This window comes from Streptomyces sp. NPDC006733 (assembly GCF_040636125.1).
Classification (GTDB): Bacteria; Actinomycetota; Actinomycetes; order Streptomycetales; family Streptomycetaceae; genus Actinacidiphila.
In genome coordinates this window covers 19,263-35,398 of record NZ_JBEYJD010000049.1, presented here as the reverse complement: position 1 = coordinate 35,398, position 16,136 = coordinate 19,263, and the positions used below count along the sequence as shown (strand labels likewise).

General features: G+C 69.2%; 15 protein-coding genes. 2 read left to right on the top strand and 13 right to left on the bottom strand.

The window, feature by feature from the left end; genetic code table 11:
- Positions 1–2,360 precede the first annotated feature (2,360 nt).
- Positions 2,361–2,948, top strand: a complete 588-nt coding sequence (locus ABZ721_RS33180; RefSeq protein ID WP_358792492.1) for a hypothetical protein — start codon at positions 2,361–2,363, stop codon at positions 2,946–2,948.
- A gap of 417 nt (positions 2,949–3,365) precedes the next feature.
- Here the strand turns inward: ABZ721_RS33180 and ABZ721_RS33175 are convergent, their stop codons facing one another.
- The 9 genes from ABZ721_RS33175 to ABZ721_RS33135 all read right to left on the bottom strand — a co-directional run bounded on the left by ABZ721_RS33175 (position 3,366) and on the right by ABZ721_RS33135 (position 10,431).
- The gene (locus ABZ721_RS33175; protein ID WP_358792491.1) at positions 3,366–4,145 is read right to left on the bottom strand and encodes a transposase; all 780 of its coding nucleotides are present in this window, start codon (positions 4,143–4,145) and stop codon (positions 3,366–3,368) included.
- A gap of 151 nt (positions 4,146–4,296) precedes the next feature.
- On the bottom strand, positions 4,297–6,084 hold the full coding sequence (locus ABZ721_RS33170) for a reverse transcriptase domain-containing protein (protein WP_358792490.1): 1,788 nt from the start codon (positions 6,082–6,084) through the stop codon (positions 4,297–4,299).
- A gap of 424 nt (positions 6,085–6,508) precedes the next feature.
- Positions 6,509–7,309 (bottom strand): ISL3 family transposase, encoded by an 801-nt coding sequence (locus ABZ721_RS33165; protein ID WP_358792489.1) that lies wholly within the window; start codon positions 7,307–7,309, stop codon positions 6,509–6,511.
- A gap of 439 nt (positions 7,310–7,748) precedes the next feature.
- Positions 7,749–7,979, bottom strand: a complete 231-nt coding sequence (locus tag ABZ721_RS33160) for a hypothetical protein (protein WP_358792488.1) — start codon at positions 7,977–7,979, stop codon at positions 7,749–7,751.
- A 3-nt stretch (positions 7,980–7,982) separates the two neighbouring features.
- Positions 7,983–8,525, bottom strand: coding sequence for a hypothetical protein (locus tag ABZ721_RS33155; protein ID WP_358792487.1), 543 nt, complete (start codon positions 8,523–8,525; stop codon positions 7,983–7,985).
- Entirely contained in the window at positions 8,525–9,073 is a 549-nt protein-coding gene (locus ABZ721_RS33150) for a hypothetical protein (RefSeq protein WP_358792486.1), read from the bottom strand. The genes ABZ721_RS33155 and ABZ721_RS33150 overlap by 1 nt, the downstream gene beginning before the upstream one ends.
- On the bottom strand, positions 9,070–9,471 hold the full coding sequence (locus ABZ721_RS33145) for a hypothetical protein (RefSeq protein ID WP_358792485.1): 402 nt from the start codon (positions 9,469–9,471) through the stop codon (positions 9,070–9,072). The genes ABZ721_RS33150 and ABZ721_RS33145 overlap by 4 nt, the downstream gene beginning before the upstream one ends.
- A complete protein-coding gene (locus ABZ721_RS33140; protein WP_358792484.1) occupies positions 9,471–10,157 on the bottom strand; it encodes a GGDEF domain-containing protein in 687 nt (228 codons plus the stop codon). Before ABZ721_RS33140 ends, ABZ721_RS33145 begins: the two co-directional genes overlap by 1 nt.
- 94 nt (positions 10,158–10,251) lie before the next feature.
- The gene (locus ABZ721_RS33135) at positions 10,252–10,431 is read right to left on the bottom strand and encodes a hypothetical protein (RefSeq protein ID WP_358792483.1); all 180 of its coding nucleotides are present in this window, start codon (positions 10,429–10,431) and stop codon (positions 10,252–10,254) included.
- 465 nt (positions 10,432–10,896) lie between these two features.
- Here ABZ721_RS33135 and ABZ721_RS33130 point away from each other — a divergent pair, with 465 nt between their 5' ends.
- A complete protein-coding gene (locus ABZ721_RS33130) occupies positions 10,897–11,397 on the top strand; it encodes a hypothetical protein (RefSeq protein ID WP_358792482.1) in 501 nt (166 codons plus the stop codon).
- Positions 11,398–11,456: 59 nt separating this feature from the next.
- Here the strand turns inward: ABZ721_RS33130 and ABZ721_RS33125 are convergent, their stop codons facing one another.
- From ABZ721_RS33125 to ABZ721_RS33110, 4 genes are all read right to left on the bottom strand, one after another.
- Positions 11,457–11,699 (bottom strand): hypothetical protein, encoded by a 243-nt coding sequence (locus tag ABZ721_RS33125; RefSeq protein ID WP_358792481.1) that lies wholly within the window; start codon positions 11,697–11,699, stop codon positions 11,457–11,459.
- 100 nt (positions 11,700–11,799) lie between these two features.
- Positions 11,800–12,633: a hypothetical protein gene (locus ABZ721_RS33120; protein ID WP_358792480.1), complete on the bottom strand. Its 834-nt coding sequence runs from the start codon at positions 12,631–12,633 to the stop codon at positions 11,800–11,802.
- 126 nt (positions 12,634–12,759) lie between these two features.
- Positions 12,760–13,320 carry a hypothetical protein gene (locus tag ABZ721_RS33115; protein WP_358792479.1) on the bottom strand — a complete coding sequence of 187 codons (561 nt, stop codon included), beginning with the start codon at positions 13,318–13,320 and terminating at the stop codon, positions 12,760–12,762.
- Between the two features lie 614 nt (positions 13,321–13,934).
- Complete coding sequence (locus ABZ721_RS33110; RefSeq protein ID WP_358792478.1) at positions 13,935–16,088, bottom strand: chromosome segregation protein ParM; 2,154 nt, start codon at positions 16,086–16,088, stop codon at positions 13,935–13,937.
- Positions 16,089–16,136: the final 48 nt, after the last annotated feature.

The following is a 16,136-nucleotide window of genomic DNA, read 5'->3' as shown; positions in this document are numbered from 1 at the left end:
CGTGCATGAGATCGTTCATGTTGGCGCGCAACTCCCCATGCGTAAGCTGTGAACTTGTGAAACATGCAGTTCAGAGGCTCTTACCAATAGAAGGGAGGCTGATGGGCCTCCTAAGCTGAGCTGGAAGAACGCACCCACAAAAGACGCTCAGCGAGAAACACAGAGACGCAAACCAGTCCCTCGCAACGAGCCCTTCAGGACTGCCGAGCAGCCACCGACGTCCCCCTCAGGACCGACCATGACGCGACAACAGCACCGGAGACATGACCCCGAACCCCTTAGTTACTCACCACATCTCGGGCACAAGGCCTGGCACCGCCTGAGGAAGGGAAGGGAACACCCTCATCGCCGACTGTATTGCTGGTGCACGACACACCAACGAAAGAGCCACCGCCGGTCCCCCGTATGGACATGCTCAGTCCACGGATGCGCCGATGCTCCTCCCGCTCTCGCGACCTGCTGGCTCCACAAGGCGCCCGGTCGGAAGGCAGGACAGCTCTGTGGGTGGCCACCGGGAAATCCCGGTACGTGGCCGAGCGGATCTCGGCCCGTGGCCATGTCGGCTCCCGGTGGACGGCCAACTCGTCACTAAGTGCAGTCGATTTCCCGGGACTCATCGAGGTGAGGAGCGCCACGGCGTTCGCGAGGACGCGCGTGCTCTCGCGGACGGACAAGGTCGGCTGCCGAGTCGATCAGCGAGAGGCGACGCAGCTCGCAGCTACCGCGTCGTCCCAGGTAGTAAGCCCTCCATCCGATACCCCTCGCGTGATCAGACGACCCTGCCCGACTCCCTTGGGGGCTGCTGACGGCCGTTCAGGGGCTCGTGTGCAGTCGGAGAGTCCCCGGCTGGGGGTCGAGCGCAGTGACTGATTCAGTCACGCTCTGTGCCTGATCTGAGGGGGCTCGTCTGGTGGCCATGCACCTGGACTTCTCAGTGGCCACGGACAAGCTCCTCGCAGTCGAACCAACGACCCGAGGAAGCAGCGACCACACACCACAGCCCCACCATCCAACGTCCCCAACGGGAAACGCCCTCGGATGCTATGACACGAACCTACCGACCAGCCTCGGTCCAGCGGAAACCTTGGCAGTACCCTGCCTTCAGTTCGACCACCGAGGCCGCCGCCGCGACCAGCTCAACGAGAACTTCCGGCATCCTCCGCACGGCGTTGGGCTCACGGCAAACACTCCCCTTGTGCGCAGCAGCCGGCGGAACGTGCCGCTCCCCCGGTCACGCCCACGGCAACTGCCTCCGCCTGCCATCTCCTGCGCGCACAGGCGCCGGCGGGACGGACCAAATACCCGCCGCTTCCCGCCTCGGACAGCGGGGGGCCTCGCACGGCCGAGTGCACCCGCGATCACCCCGTCAACTGGTCAGCGCCCTCGTCGTAGCCCCGAGCGCCTGGCGACCGGCGGCGAGCCCTGACGTCACCGTCTCCGAACGGCGCCTGCAAGCGAGGACGCCCGCCGCAGACCTGGACGGGAGGGGCTCGGGGATGGGCGGGGCGCAGCACCCCGAACTCCGCCAGGTGCTCGGTGGAGACCCCGGCGTCCCACAGGCTGTTGCCCGACGGATTCGTCAATGTGGTGCACCGCTCGAGCCGCAGGGGCGAGAACTCGCCGAGATTCCCTTGAAGACGTCCGTCGAGCAGATAGTTGCCGCGCATACCGCCCTGTTCGATATGTTCGATTCTTCTCCAGGATCGATTCTGCTGGCAGGCGCCTCGCGGGTAACACCGCCCCGCAGCGCCTGGGCGACCCGGGGGAGAGGCTTCCGGGCTTCGCCGCTCCGGCCGGGATGTGAACCTGGGCAAGCCCGCAGGCAAGGTATGGGCGAGACCAGGCGTGCCCTTCTGGGAGGGCGGCGGGCAGCAGGGAAGGGTCGGACCGGCTTCCGTGTGGAGCGTCACGGTCTGCGCCGGCGGCACCGTACTCGAGGGGTCCGCGGGGTGGGCGCCGACCGCGGGGTCGCCTTTCATCAGATCAGACCATCGGGGCGTGGCGACCAATCCGTGTCCGGGCGGGACGATCGCCCCTGGCACCACCCGTCGCGGTCGTCACGCTCACCCTCATGGCATCAAAAGCGTGAGTTCGCGTGACGGTGACGGCCGCTGGCTCGTTGGACGAGGCGGCCGCCTGCGACGGCCGCGGCTTAGTTCTTCCGGCCCGTGACCGGATCAGGGCGCAACAGCCGAAAGTGGCACGGCAGCATCCAGTCAACCGGTGAACGAGCTCGTACAGGCGCGCCGGGTCACGGGACCGCACCGCCACGAAGGACACGAGTTGTGAACCCCCATCACCGTGACAAGCAGGAAGCTCGACGCCGATGTGAGGAGACGGGGCAGCCGTATGCCGCCGCCTTGAACGAGGCACGCATAGACCGCGCCGAGCACCGCCGCCTGGATACGGCAGCGATCGAGCCGACCCGTCCGTGCCATGACGATGCACCGACACCGAAAGTCCTGTCTGACCTCCTGCGATACCACACCACGCGGGTCACCAGTCATCTGAACGACGCCATGGACAACAGCCGATACTACGAGGCCGATTTCACCGAATGGCAGCGCCTCGTGCTGTACAAGCACACCGACGGCCTGGAGCACTACCTCCTCCTGGTGGGCGCTATCGCGGGATTCCTCCGGGGAGCGGGAGTACCGTCCGCACTCCTTCGCCGCTATCTGCAGGTCCGCGACGACCAGAGTGTGGAGGCGTTGCTGACGCCGAAGGTCCTCGACCACGTGGCCGGCCTCACGGGCGAAATTCAGTCCGAGTCATCCCGCCCAGGAATCTGGTACGAGGTCGGACAGGGCATCGCCGCGCAGGACGGGTGGTGCCATCCGCAACGCGACGACGCGGTGGAAGCCTTCCACACTGCCCTGTTCAGGTCCGACCCAGAGGACGAAGCGCTCTCGACCACCTGCCCGAACGCATCCGCCAACATGTACTAGCGCTCCTCCAACACCGCGATGCGTCGACAAGCGGCACGTAACAGGGCTACGTGCGACACGGTCGTCCTCCTCGACGGCACAGGGGGGCGGCGCCTGCGGTTCGCCCCCCTGTGCCGCGCCCTCGGCGGGGCACAGGGGTGAAGCCCCGCCCCGTTCCACCCAGCCGCTTCAGCCTCGCCCGCGTTCCTTCGATCTTCCCCGTCGTCGCCGACAGGCCGATCCGCGGCACGATCTGCTTGGCCTGCAACGGGCCCGGAGCATCCGCGACGACCTCGACGAGATCGCGATACACGTCCGGCAGCACAGCCGCCACCGGACCCTCCCGCCACGGCGGGACGGCCACCACCCAATTGGGTCTGTACGGGGTCTTCGGGTCATCCAAGATTTTCGTAGGCGTTGATCGGCGGCAGCTGGCGGTCAGTTGAGCAGGACCAGCTGACGCAGGAGCGGGTGCCCGGCCCGGCCGTAGCGTTGACGCTTGAGGAGTTTGATCTTGCAGTTGGTGCCTTCGGTGCGGCCGTTGTGGTGGGGCAGGGTAACGGCCGCGTCCACGGCGGCCCGGTCGCGTTCCAGGCCGGTGGCGAAGGAGCGCACGAAGGGCAGGTCGGCTTCTCGGGTTCGGGTGATCCAGCCGGTCAGCTTGTCCACGTTGCCCTCCTGGGCAACGAGGAGGGCGACGAAGGTGCGGATCTGGCTGGCCAGCGCGGTCATCTCGGGGCAGGCACCGGCGAGCTGGTCACGCAGGGCGCGTTGCTTGTCGTCGAGGTTGTCGGGGTGACTGGTCAGCAGTCCGGTGACCTTGCGGGAGGAGAGGGCGGCGTGGTCGGCCTCGACGCGGCCCTGGTTGATGTAGCGGACCAGGAGGTTGGCACTGCCGGTGTAGCCCTGCTCGCGGATCTCGGCGAGGAGGTGGGTGACGGGGACGGCCCGGTCGTCGGTGCGGCGCTCGCGCAGGTGGTCGCGGTAGGCGTCGACGAGGCAGGCGCGGTAGACGGGAGCGCGGACCATGCGGTCGGGCTCGGTCGCGCGGGCGTAGCGCTTGATCGTGTTGAGTGAAACGGACAGGCGGCGGGCGCAGGCCAGCAGGCCGACGCCCTGGTCAAGGAGTTCGTGGATCTGCCGCCAGCGTTCCCGGGTGGTGGCGGCGCGTTTGCCCTCGCTGATCGGCGGGCCGAACTTCCCCCCAGCACGATGCATGGGCGCCGACTTCTTTACGGACAGTCTCGGCCAGGCCGTGCCACAGGGTACTGGTGGGCCGTCGGCGAGGTGCCTGCTGAGCAGGTCCTTCTCCGGCGGCCCCCAGCCCGAACGACGCATGCGACTTTCACCGCACGTCGCTCTCCAGTGACTATTCCGTGAGTGCTGGGATAGATTTCTTGCCGTGGATGGTCGCGTGGCAACTTCCGCAAACCACAAGGGCTTTGCGGTGCCGTGAGGCCATGAGATCTGCCCACGGGGGCAGGTCGGTCCCCGGTTTTCCGAGGTCGGCGAGCTTGGCGACGTGGTGGACTTCCACCTCGTCGGCGCGTCCGCATGCCTCGCATCGTCCGGCGAGGAGCCGGGTGACCAGCTCCTTGCGTTTGATGTTGACCGGGGCCAGCTGACGGTCGTTGACGACCGCCTTCTTGTTCTGTCTCAGCGGGATTCCGCCGAACCGTCCGACCAGTGGTTTCCTGCCGATGCGTTCGACGCGGGCTTCAAAGCACTTGCGGGGCCCGAACGGCGTGTCGATGACGGTCGCGTACTTGCGGGCCATCTTCGACACCGTCGAGCGGTGCTTGTTCGCGAGCGTCATCAGCATCGAGGTCTCCATGACCCATTGCAGCCGGGCGAGTCGAAAGACATCGCCGGCCAGCAGGTAGTACTGGACGATGCCCCGGTACTCCGACCCGTAGGTGCTGATGATGACGTGGTCATCCTGGTTCAGCAGTTCGGGTCGTCGCGCGGGTTTGCCGCGCTTCATGTACTGGGCCTGCTTGGCAGATACCACCGAACGGGGGACACGCAGACCGATGGTCCCATTGACAGAGCGGCGTCTGCCGGAGATCTTCCGGTCGTTGTGGTGCACGGTGATGTTGTAGCCGAGGAACCTTGCAGCCTCGGTGCGGGCGTGCGTGATGAGGGTCTTCTCCGGCGAGAGTTCCAGCTTGAGATCGTCATGCAGGAACTGCGCCAGACGCTCTTTGATTTCTTCGGCTTCTGCCTTTGGTCCGGCAAACCCGAGGAGGGTGTCGTCGGCATAGCGCACGTACCTCAGCCGCCGATAGCCTGGATCATGAGTATCCATGCTGGGAATGCTGTGGAGTTGCTTGCGCAGTTCCCGCACCTGAGTGTGGTCGCCGCGCTTGCGGGCGCGTCCTATCGCCGCCCACACCCGATGAAAGGCGCGGTTCGGCTTCCTGACTCTTCCCCGGGTGTATTCCGGGATCAGAACCTTCTCGACATACTCGTCCATCTTGTGCAGGTAGATATTGGAAAGGATCGGTGAAACGACCCCGCCTTGCGGACTTCCGCTGTGCGTGGCGTTCCAGACCCAGTCCTCCATGTATCCGGCAGTGAGCATGTTGCGCACCAGCCGCAGGAACCGGTTGTCGTGGATTTTCTCGCCCAGAATTCCTAGCATGACCGAATGGTCAAGCCGGTCGAAACACTGGGCGATGTCGCCCTCGATGAACCAGGCCGTTCCCGTCCAGGTGTAGGCCACATCTTCTAACGCGGTGTGGCAGCCCCGGCGGAGACGGAAACCGTGGGAGGAGTCGGAGAACGTCGGCTCGTAATATGCCTCAAGCAGCAGGCGCACCACTTCGCCGACTAGTTTGTCCGACCACGGCGGCAGGCCGAGCGGTCGCAGTTTCGTGCTGTCCCGCCCCTTCGGGATGTAGACCCTCCTGGCCGGGCTCCACCGGTAGCGCTCGTGGCGCAGCGCGTCGATGACGTGCTCGATCTTGCCCAGCGACATGCCGTCCACGGTCTCCCCGGTGACCCCGGGCGTCATCGCTCCCTTGTTGGAGTACAGACGCCCGTAGGCCAGAAGATACAACTGCGGATTGAACAGCTGTCGATACAGTTCATCGCATGGCAGGCCACGCCTGCCGCGTTCACGGAGAACACCCAGCACCGTTTCGGCGTTCTGCATTACGCATACCTCCCGATTCTTGGGTGTCCGATCACCTGGCCCCCTTCGCCCGTGCGGACGGCTTTCCCGTCCTCCTTGGCCGGTCGTGACTCCGGCGACTACTACGGGGCCTCCGTCGCCATAGGAAGATCCCTTCCCTTAGGCGATCCCATGTTCGTCTTGTCGTACGTATCAGTGTGACGTAGGCGTCCCACTCATCCCCTTAAATGCCCTCGCTGGGCATCGCTCCGCGCTCTGGAGGTTGCGTCGGCCATGGCACTAAGTCGTCGCAGGGCGCGGCACCGGTTTCAGGCATCTTTCCGGTGGATTCGACCTTCAATCTTCTGGGGATTGGGATTCAGGCAATCCAGCTTTCGCCCTATCACGCGGGTCCCGCGACGCCCCGTCCCCAATGCCTGGGCTCGGCCGTCGCTTTCTTGGCATGCTACGGTCCCCTCACCGTTTCCGGATTAGGTAAGCCATTGGACCCAAGAACCTCCCTCCAAATTCTTCCCGACTGAATCGGGGATACGACAAGGCGCCTCATGGCGCACTGCCATCGGTCGCTGACCTGGATGATCGTCGGGTCGGCGGTGGTGGTGGCCTGGGCGAAACCTCCGGATCCGTCCCGGCACACGACACGGATGCCGGGGTGGGTGCGCAGCCAGCCGGTAACGGTGGCCATCTTCCGGTCGGGCAGCACCTCGATGCGCCGGCCGGTCTCGGCATCGATGATGATCGTCGCGTAGTTCTGGCCTCTGAGCAGGGCGAACTCGTCGATGCCGACAACTTCGGGGGTGGGCCGGTGTGGCAGCGGGATCCGCATCACCTGGCTCAGGACCGAGGCTGGTGACAGCGTCTGATGCAGCAGCATCAGCAGGCGGGCGGCGGTGGTGCCCGCCAGCACGATGCCCAGAGCCTCCACAATCCGCCGCAGTGCGGGAGTCCGGCGTTGATAACGCTCGGTCAGACCGTCGACCTGCTGGACGAACGTGGTCCTGGCGCAGCCGGGGTTTTCGCAGTACAGACGCCGCACCGAGACATCGATGAGTACAGGTCTTCCGCCGATCGCCTCATCGGCGACGTGCCGCACGTAGCGGCTGTGATCCCATTGCGAATCCTGCCCGCATCCCGGGCAGGACACTGGCACCGCGTCCGGGGTCCGCACCGTGATCCTGACCAGGCCCTCACCCGTCTCCACCGCCTCGACCAGCACCAATGCGAGGTGTGGCAGCAAATCCTTCAACTCGACATCACACGGCACCAGCCTGCCGCACGCCGCCCGTTACTGGGCCCGAACCGGAAAGCCGATCAACGCCTACGAAATCTTGGATGACCCGAAGACCGTACAGACCCTGACCGGCCGCAGGTCACGCGCTGTTCGAATCGCAAGTGCCTCCCGGAGTGGCGAACATGCGCTGCCCGTGGGCAAAGCCAATCCTGCCTGTGAGGACCGCCAGGTCGGTGTCGAGTGTGAAGGGGCGGGGGCGGGCGGCCAGAACGGCGCGGAATGCGTCTACTACCCTGCGGTCGCGCGGTTGCAGCTCGCCGGGGCCTGTTTCCACAGCGTCGCCAGCGCGGTTCACGGTCTGCCATCAGGTGTTCCACCCTCGAGAGGTCGCGCCGGGGCGGCCGGGCCTGGAGCCGGCAGCCGCCCCGGGCCGTTGGGGGTGGCGCTGGTGGGTTCAGGCGGCGGGGGCGGTGAGGTGGGTGCGCAGGTGCTGGGTACGGGCGTCGGCAGCCAAGATGCGGGCGTCGCAGGTGGTGGACCAGGAGCAGGAGCACGCCGCGCGGTAGTGGGTCCGGCCGGTGCAGCCCGAGGCCGGGTCCTTGGGCTTGCCGGTGGAGGTGACCGGGTGGCCGCACGGCGTGTTGTCGGCGTGGAGCGGGGTGACGGGGGCGGTGTAGCGGGCCATGGTTCAGGTCTCCTTCGGGGTGAGGGTGATCAGGCGGCCGATGGTGATGGTGCTGTGGCCGCCGTAGCCGACGGTGCTGCCGGTCAAGGTCAGCAGGGGGCCGGTGTGCTCGACGCGGATCTCCCACAGCGCCCAGGGCAGGTCGATGGTGCCGGGCTGGGACGCGGCGGACAGGCGCAGTGCCAGGCCGGCGCGCAGCAGGAACTGCAATCGCTGCTGGTGCGCGCCGGCGTGGTGGGTCCGCCCTCTGGGGGTGGGTGGCAGGCTGGCGGCGGCGTATTCCAGGAGGGGGCGCCGGGAGCTGCCGGTGGGGCCGTGGGAGAGGGGTCGGTGCAGGCCCCAGGCGGGGTCAACGTCTTCGGGTGCGGTGGCGGCGATGACCGCTTCGGTGTGCTGGGCGTTCAGGCGGCGGATGGTGACCATGAGGACGTAAGCACCCCAATCCGGCCCGGCGCCGCCGCCGTGGCGGGCCACGGTCACCCGCCCGTGGCCCGCCAGCATCCGCCCAGCCAGCGCCGGGACAGCGGCGGTGGTGGGGGCGACCATCAGCTGGCGGTGCGCCCGGGCGCCCCGGCGTTCCGCCAGGCGGTCAGGATCCGGGCAGGAACGATGCCCACCGTCGGGCAGTCCAGGCCCTGGACCTTGGCCCACGCACGCGCCTGGCGGTGCTCGCAGGTGCGCGCAGGCGTCTTCGTCGTGGCCGGGGCGGTGCGCCTGGTGGAGGTGCCGCCCTTGGCCGTGCTGAGCTTGGCCCGGGTTGCAGTGATGGCCCGCTCCAGTCGCGCGATTTCGTCGGAGGCCTCCTGGACCTCCTGCTCTCGGGTGCGGCGGGTGTCGAGTTCCGTCAGCGCGGTGCGGGCACGGGCAGCCAGGGCCTGAGTGCTGCGGACGCTGTGCTGTTCACCCCACGCCAGCAGGTCCAACAGCTTCTCGCCCTGCCGAGCAGCGTCCTGGGCGGCCTGGTCGGCGTGGGCCTGGGTGAGGCCGGCGCTCTCCGCGATAGCGGCGATCTCGCCGGAGGTCAGGCCGGTGGCGTCGATGATGTCCTGGACGCAGGCGCCGGCGGCGAGCATGTCGCGGGCGGTGGCGGTCACCGGATCTGCCCGATCCACGGAGCGCACACGTCGGTGGGCTGCCAGGACTCGAGCTGGTACAGGTGCAGGACGTCCAGCAGCAGCTCGTCGCTTTCGCCGAGCGCGTCGCCGTCCAGGTAGGTGGCGATGACGCGGGGCGGTTCGGTGAGCCGGTCGCGGATAGCCAGGCGGTGGGCGGGGACGTCATCCGGGTCGGCGTCGGGGTGCCGGGCCCAGATCTGGCCAGGGGCGGCGAGCAGCAGCGGGTCGCCGTCGGCCATCCGCTCGCACACCAGCCGGAACGCCACCTGGGTGGGCAGGGCGTCGGTGTGGACTAGGTGGGCGGTGAGCTGGTGGACGAGCTGGGCTGCGGTTTCGGGGCCGAGGATGGTGTCCAGGCGGGGGGAGAGGTCGGTCATCAGCGGGGATCCCTTCCAGCGGGTGCCGCGACCGCGGCCGGGTGATGGGTGCCGCGGCGTCCCTGCCGGCGGCCGTTGACCGTCAGGGCGGGGGCGTCGGCCGGGCCCCAGAGTCGGGGGGTTCCGGTGTGCTTGGTGGCGTACATCGCGGTGTCGGCCGCCCGCAGCGCCTGCGCGACGGTGTGGTGCTGGGTGGGGGCGGCGCCGATGGACACGGCGACGGGCAGCTGCCGGCCGTCCCATGGCGCGGGGCGGGTCAGGGCGTGCTGCAGTTCAGCCAGCGCCGCCAGGGTGCTGGTGGGCTGCAGGCGGGCGGCGGCGGTGAACTCGTCGCCTCCGAGGCGCCCGGCGATGCCGTGGTGCCGGTCGGCCCACGTCCGCAGGCGGTGAGCGACCGCGGCCAGAACCGCGTCGCCCGCCGCATGACCGAACGCGTCATTGGTGTCCTTGAAGTGGTCGACGTCGACGACCAGGAGGATTGTGTCGTCGGGGTGGCGGTCGGCGAGTTGGGTGGCACGGGTGGTGAATTCGTCGCGGGTAGGTAGCCCGGTGAGCGGGTCGCGGCGGGCGGCAGTCAACTGGGTGCCGAGCCGGTGATGGTCCAGGGCCCAGGCGGCCATCGTGGGCAGGGCGGTGGCGGTGATCAGGAGAAGTCGCCGATGACGTAAGGCGGTCGGTGCGGGCATGATGGTGCCCTTCCTGTTCGCTGTGCTGGCGCGGATGGGGGGAGCCCGGGACGGCCGTCAGGTTTGACGGCTAGGCGGTCGTCCCGGGGCGGATCTACCCGCCGCAGTCGGCCCCGTGGACGACGGGACGGATCGGGCAGGTCGTGATCAGGCGGCCGACGGTGATGACGCTGTAGCCGACGGCCGCGCCGGGCAGAGTCGGCAGGGCGCTGGTGTGGTGAACGTCGACCTCCCACCGCGCCCAGGGCAGATCTACGGTGCCGGGCTGGGACACGGACAGCCGCAGCGCGAGGCCGGCACGGAGCAGGAACTGCAGCCATTGGTGGTGTGTGGCGGCGTTGTGGGGACGGGCTTTGGGGCTGAGGGCAGGCTCGCGGTGGCGTACTCCAGCAGCGGGCGCTTGGAGCTGCCGGTGGGGCCGTGGGGGAGAGGCCGGTGCAGGCCCCAGGCCGGGTCAACATCCTCGGGTGTGGTGGCGCGATGACCGCTTCGGTGTGCTGGGCGTCCAGGCGCTGGATGGTGACCATCAGGGCGTAGGCGCCCCAGTGGGGGTCGGCGGCGCCGCCGTGGCGGGCCAGGGTCACCCGCCCGTGCCCTGACAGCTTCCGCCCGGCTCATGCCGGGGGAGTAGCGGCAGGGTAGCCAGCGCCCTCTCGGTCCAGGTTCGCTGTCGGCAATGGAGGGTGGACGAGGCGAATTGGGATGCGGAGCCTATGGATCTGCGACTACAACGGGTCCCATGACGGTCTTCTACTGCTCCAAGTGCGGCGTCGCGCTCACGCCCGACTTGACGGCGCTGTCCGACATTCCGATCGTCCCGGACCTCGGCATGGCTCGGCCCAGGGGAGCACGCCAGGCGTCTCCGACTGTGCCGCAGGGTCGCTATGCGATCGAACCCGAGCCGTGGGGAGCGCCTTTCGTCCGGCAGGAAGACCAAGACGACCCGGTGCCGGGTTATCCTCGGGGACCGCTCATGGCCACCGAGGAAGGCTATGTAGTCTCGGCTGGTGTCCGCGACACGGTCGTTGTCCACCCTGATGACGCCCCCAACCTGCAGCCGCTGCCAGGGTGGGAGAACAGCACCGGTTGCTGCGGCCCGAATGGAACCGAGGGATCCAACCGAGCCTGCCCGTGTGGGGTCCGGATCGCCACTCTCGCCGCAGATTGCTCCGGGCCGTACGAGCTGCACCTTGACCCGGTCCGGACGTACGCCTTCGACGGAACACAGCAGGTTGTCTGATACAACGGCGCCCGCCGCCCGGGTCGGGACGGCGGGCGTGGTCGGCGGATGTGGGTCGGTCAGGCGTGGATCGGCGCGGTCGTCGCGGAGGAGGGCGCCGTGGGGTGGCTGGGTGCCGGGGTGCTGTGGGTGGGGCGCGGCGCGGGCGTCGTCGGGGACGACAGGTGGGGGCCGCCGCTGGCGAGGGTGAAGCCGATTGCCAGGCCCAAAATGCCGTATACGCGGTGCCGGTACTTCCGCCACCAGGTGGCGGGGGTGGGCTCGACCAGGATACCTATGACGTGCGGGGCGGGTTTCGCCACGGCAGATCTCTCCTCAACGGATACGGGATGGTGCGGTGGCCGGGCGGCCTGTCCGGCTCTCGCCCGCACGGGGCGGGCGGTGGCCGGGCAGGGCGACGGGTCAGTGCTGCAGCGGGTCGGCGGGGGCGGGACGGTCGTCGACGGCCGGCGAGGTGCTCTGGGCAGGCAGGTGGATCTCCGGCCGGATCTCGATCTGGGGCTGCACGATCGGGGCGGGCGAGGGGACGGTGTGGATGATCGGGCGCAGGCTCAGCCCGCGCAGGGCGACGGTGGAGGCCAGGGCCCAGGCGAGGACCGCGATGCCGGTGGCGATGGGGCGGCTGTCGGCGGGTGTTGCGGCCCACACGGCTCCGGCGCTGCAGGTGGCCCACAGCACCCAGGTGATGCGGGCGCCGGTGCTGCCGAAGAAGCCGCCGACCAGCCCGAACAGGCCGGTCAGTTGCCAGAACGTGTAGATCGAGGAGCTACTGACGCTCAATCCGGCGCTGTGGTGGGCGATGTAGGACCGCATCGGGGTGTCGATCACGTGCCAGTACCGGTGCGACGCGCTGCGGTCGGTGTGGGTGGTCGGGAGCGCGGCGGCCAGGTGGTGCAGCGACAGCAGGAGCACGTCGATCGCGGCGTTGACCAGCAGCACGAGGAGCGCGGCGGCGGCGACCGTCAGGACGATCCGGATCCACCGGGCCATGTGCCGGAAGCCGTCCTGCGGGGCGTTGAGGATGTCCTCCCACATCCGGGCCAGGACACCGCCGGTGTCCCAGGCGCGGGTCCACCCGGCGCGCAGCGCCGCGAACCGGACCGTGTCCGGCTGCTTAGTGGGGGCGGGCGGTTTCTGCCCGTCCGGGGCGGGCGGGAGCGTTGGGTCGAGCGGGTCGAAGAAGCTCGGGCTGTTCGGGTGGGGCCGGTCGTTGGCGGGGTTGTCGTCGGGCTGCATGGCAGGGGTGCTCCCTTGATTCGGGTTCGTGTGGTGGGGCGGTGGTGGGCAGGCCGGAGGGCCTGGCTCGCACCCGACCGCGGGGGTTCGGGTGCGAGGCAGGTGCTCCGGAAGGAGGGGCCGGAGTCACAGGCAGCGGGCGTCGGCGAGGTCGGCGGCCTGGTCGAGCGTGCGCAGCGGGGTGCGGCTGCTGCCCCAGGCGTCGTTGAAGCCCGGCACGGAGTCGACGTCCTCGCCGAACCGGCGGCGGATCGCTTCCATCAGAAGGTCCACCGCGCGTGCCTCAAGGCCCCGGTGGCCGCGGGCTTCGATGCGGATCGCGCCGTACAGGCAGCGCGCGCCTGCCGCGTCGACCAGGGCGCCGGTGCACCAGCCGCCGGTGAGCAGACGCTGATGGGCACGCTGCAGGAGCGCTGCGACCGGGGTCGGGTACGGGGTGGGTGGCGGCTGAAGGCCGGGGGTGAGCGGGACGGTGACGACGTCGGCCAGGTCGACCGGCACGGTGTCGATGTGCGCGGTGTTGACCTCGTAGGCGACGCCGGCCTCCTCCAGCCGCACGGTCATCGCCGCGTTGATGAACGCCAGGCGTTCCTCGAGGGACAGGGCCGCGGGCGGCGCGGGAGCCACGACCGGCGTGGCGGGCGGGGCCCGGTGGGTTATCGCGGGGGCGGGCGGGGTGTGGGGCATCGGGGCTCCAGGCAGGGCACGACAACGGGCGCCGCCGACAGGGGATGTCGGTGGCTCCGGTTGGGCGGGCACGGAGATGGTGTGGACGGCCGGCCCTGGCCCAACGCACGCACTCGGCTGCGCTGTTGCCGTCACGCACGCAGGGCGGGCAGCCTGTACGCAGGCGGGCCGTACAGGGGAGAGGGGGCCGGATGGAGTTCGTCTTCGAATGCGGGTGGTGCGGCGGGGACAACTACTTCGTGGGTAAGCAGGTCGGCTGGTGGACGGACAAGTGGGAGATCCCTTCGGAGTGGGACTGCCGCTTTTGTGACGGGTTCAATTACACCCCCGACCCGCCCTGGACCGAGGCGTAGTCAGACGCGCCCAAGCAATCCGGCCGGTGGCGCGAGGCGGTGTTGACGGTTGGGGTCAGGCCGGTCGCAGCGCGGGTGCAGCCGACCACGGCAGGTCTGAGGGCGCCGAAGCGGTCGCGGCCGCCCTGTGGCAGGGCGTCCGCGGTGTTGGCCTGCCGCCGGGGGAGAGGAGCAGGGAAGCGGCGGGGTCCTGGGGGGGGTTCGGGTGGGGCCGTCTGTGCTCGGGCGGGCCGGCCCCACTGGTGGTGGGATGGGAGAGGCTCAGGTGTTGTTGAGGCTCCTGATGGCCTCCAGTGCCTGGCGGGGCGAGGTGATCTGGGACTCGGACCGGCTGCTACCGGACTTGCCTGCGCGCTTGCCGCCTGAGCCGTTGCCGCCGCCGCGCCGGCGGTAGCCACCGTCGTCGTCACCGGAGCCGTTGTCGTCTGCTTGGGGTTCGGGCCAGAACTCGCCGGGCCGTACGGGCTCGTTCCAGTCGAACCACAGGCCGCGCTGGGTCAGCTCGCTGATTTCGTGGTCGGTGAGGTGGTTGACGTCGTCGGGGAACAGGTCGGCGAGGTCGGTGTCGAAGTCCGCGTACAGCGAGCGCATGAGGACGGCGCGCCCGTTGTCCAAGACCATGACGGCAACCCCGCCGGTGCTGACCCCGTTCTCTGGGTCGGCCTCGCCGCGCATGGCCCGCTCGATCGCGGAGCCTTCCTGCTGGGCGTAGCGGGCCGGGATGGTCGGCACGTCGTAGGCGTTGTCCATCGTTCCTTCGGCAGCCTTGCGGGTGGCGCCGGGGGAGCCCATGTTGAAGATGGTCGGCCGGCTGTTCTGCCGGAGGTTGTCCTTCATCTCCGTGCTGAAGCCGTTATGTGCGAACGGCGACTGGCCGGCGGGGTTGAAGCCGATGCCGTACTTCAGCCCGGTGACCGTGAGGTCGTCGCCGTCCTTCTGGATGAACTCGCCGAAGTCGCCGTCCTGGGCTGCGGTCATGAACTCGTCCGCGTACACGTTCAGCTGCCGGTAGGGGCAACGGGAGTCGCCCGGCTTGTAGTCGTGCGCCTCGCCGTCGTGCGGCCAGGGCATCTCCGCGCGGATCTCGCACAGAGCCTTCGCCGCGCGCAGGGAGCGGGCCATCCACAGGGCGTTCGAGCCCTGCCGGTCGATGTGCTTGCCCAGGGTGGACGTCTTCTCGTCCTTGCGGACGGTGGAGAGCCACACCACCTGGCCGTCCAGGGACTGCGCGGCCATGTTGATCGCGAAGAACTGCGTCTTCCCGGACCGGGACACCCCGAGGATGAGGCCGTGGGCTGCGGCGTTCTTGTCGTGCTGGAACACCATGTTCTTCACCGGCTGGCCGGTGATGGTGAACCCGCACACGTACATGCCCTTGGCGTCCGGGGTGAGCAGTTCCCGGGCGGCGGGGAAGATCGCGGACAGCGGCGGCTTGTCGAAGGCGCTGATGAGGAACTCGGTGCCGTCGATGAGGACGAACACGCAACTGTCGTCTTCGGGGAGCTTCAGGCCGCGGCAGACCTTGGCCAGGTCGATGCGCGGGGACGTGGTGGCGTCGGCCATCTTCGCCCGGTAGAACGTCACCCCCCGCACGTCGTCGCGGGTCTTGTGGACCAGCTCGGAGCCCGGGGCGCCGCCCTGAGGTGTGCCGATCTTGTCCGTCCAGCGCTCCTGGTCGGTCGGCTTGGTGCGGCGGCGCTGGTTGGCGTCGGGGGTGATGCGGGCCTCCAGCCAGCCCGGCCCGCTCTGGCGGCCGGGCTGGACCGCGACGTCCATCAGGACGACGTCGGCGGCGGGCACGGCGAACGGTGCGGCGACGGCGGCCTCGGACAGGCCGGTGATCGGCCGCCCGGTCTCCGCGGCGCGCAGGAGGATCGTCATGTCGTGCCGCATCCCGGGGTGCCTGGTGGCTTTGACGACGTGGGTACGGCCGGGCATCCCGGCGTTCTCCCACATCCTCCGCACCTCGCGGGTGAGCAGGTCGGCGTCGTCGGCCGGCACCGCCGCAGCGGGCTCCGAGGCTTCGGCGGGTGCCAGCTGCGGGGCCGGGGTGGCGAGGGCGGGGCGGTGACGGGTGCGGGCGTGCCGGGAGAACGGCATCACCAGGTAGCCGGCCGCCGCCCATCCGGCGGCGAGCAGCCCGTCCAGGCCGTACGGGCCGAAGCCGGTGGTGTGTCCGGCGGCGATGTCGATGGCGGCGGCCAGGACCAGCGGGGACCAGCGCAAGATCTTGCGTCCGGCGCCGTGCTCGTCGCTCTTGGCGGCCAGGAACCAGCCGCCGATCCCGCAGAAGCCGGACAGCTGGATCACTTGGTTGACGGGGCTGTCGGGGTAGAGGTTCGGGGCCACGGCCAGCACGGGCGCGGCAAGGGTGTAGGCGAGACGTTCGAGCACGACACTGCGCGGCGTGGACACCGTGGGCTCCTTCGGGAACAGGTCGGGCGGCCCCGCAAAGTCTGCGGG

What these genes read in the sequence shown, in the direction of transcription:
- ABZ721_RS33175 (WP_358792491.1), bottom strand. Translation starts at nt 4,145, where the DNA reads ATGCATCGTGCTGGGGGGAAGTTCGGCCCGCCGATCAGCGAGGGCAAA.
- ABZ721_RS33170 (WP_358792490.1), bottom strand. Translation starts at nt 6,084, where the DNA reads ATGCAGAACGCCGAAACGGTGCTGGGTGTTCTCCGTGAACGCGGCAGG.
- ABZ721_RS33160 (WP_358792488.1), bottom strand. Translation starts at nt 7,979, where the DNA reads ATGGCCCGCTACACCGCCCCCGTCACCCCGCTCCACGCCGACAACACG.
- ABZ721_RS33155 (WP_358792487.1), bottom strand. Translation starts at nt 8,525, where the DNA reads ATGGTCGCCCCCACCACCGCCGCTGTCCCGGCGCTGGCTGGGCGGATG.
- ABZ721_RS33145 (WP_358792485.1), bottom strand. Translation starts at nt 9,471, where the DNA reads ATGACCGACCTCTCCCCCCGCCTGGACACCATCCTCGGCCCCGAAACC.
- ABZ721_RS33140 (WP_358792484.1), bottom strand. Translation starts at nt 10,157, where the DNA reads ATGCCCGCACCGACCGCCTTACGTCATCGGCGACTTCTCCTGATCACC.
- ABZ721_RS33130 (WP_358792482.1), top strand. Translation starts at nt 10,897, where the DNA reads ATGACGGTCTTCTACTGCTCCAAGTGCGGCGTCGCGCTCACGCCCGAC.
- ABZ721_RS33120 (WP_358792480.1), bottom strand. Translation starts at nt 12,633, where the DNA reads ATGCAGCCCGACGACAACCCCGCCAACGACCGGCCCCACCCGAACAGC.
- ABZ721_RS33115 (WP_358792479.1), bottom strand. Translation starts at nt 13,320, where the DNA reads ATGCCCCACACCCCGCCCGCCCCCGCGATAACCCACCGGGCCCCGCCC.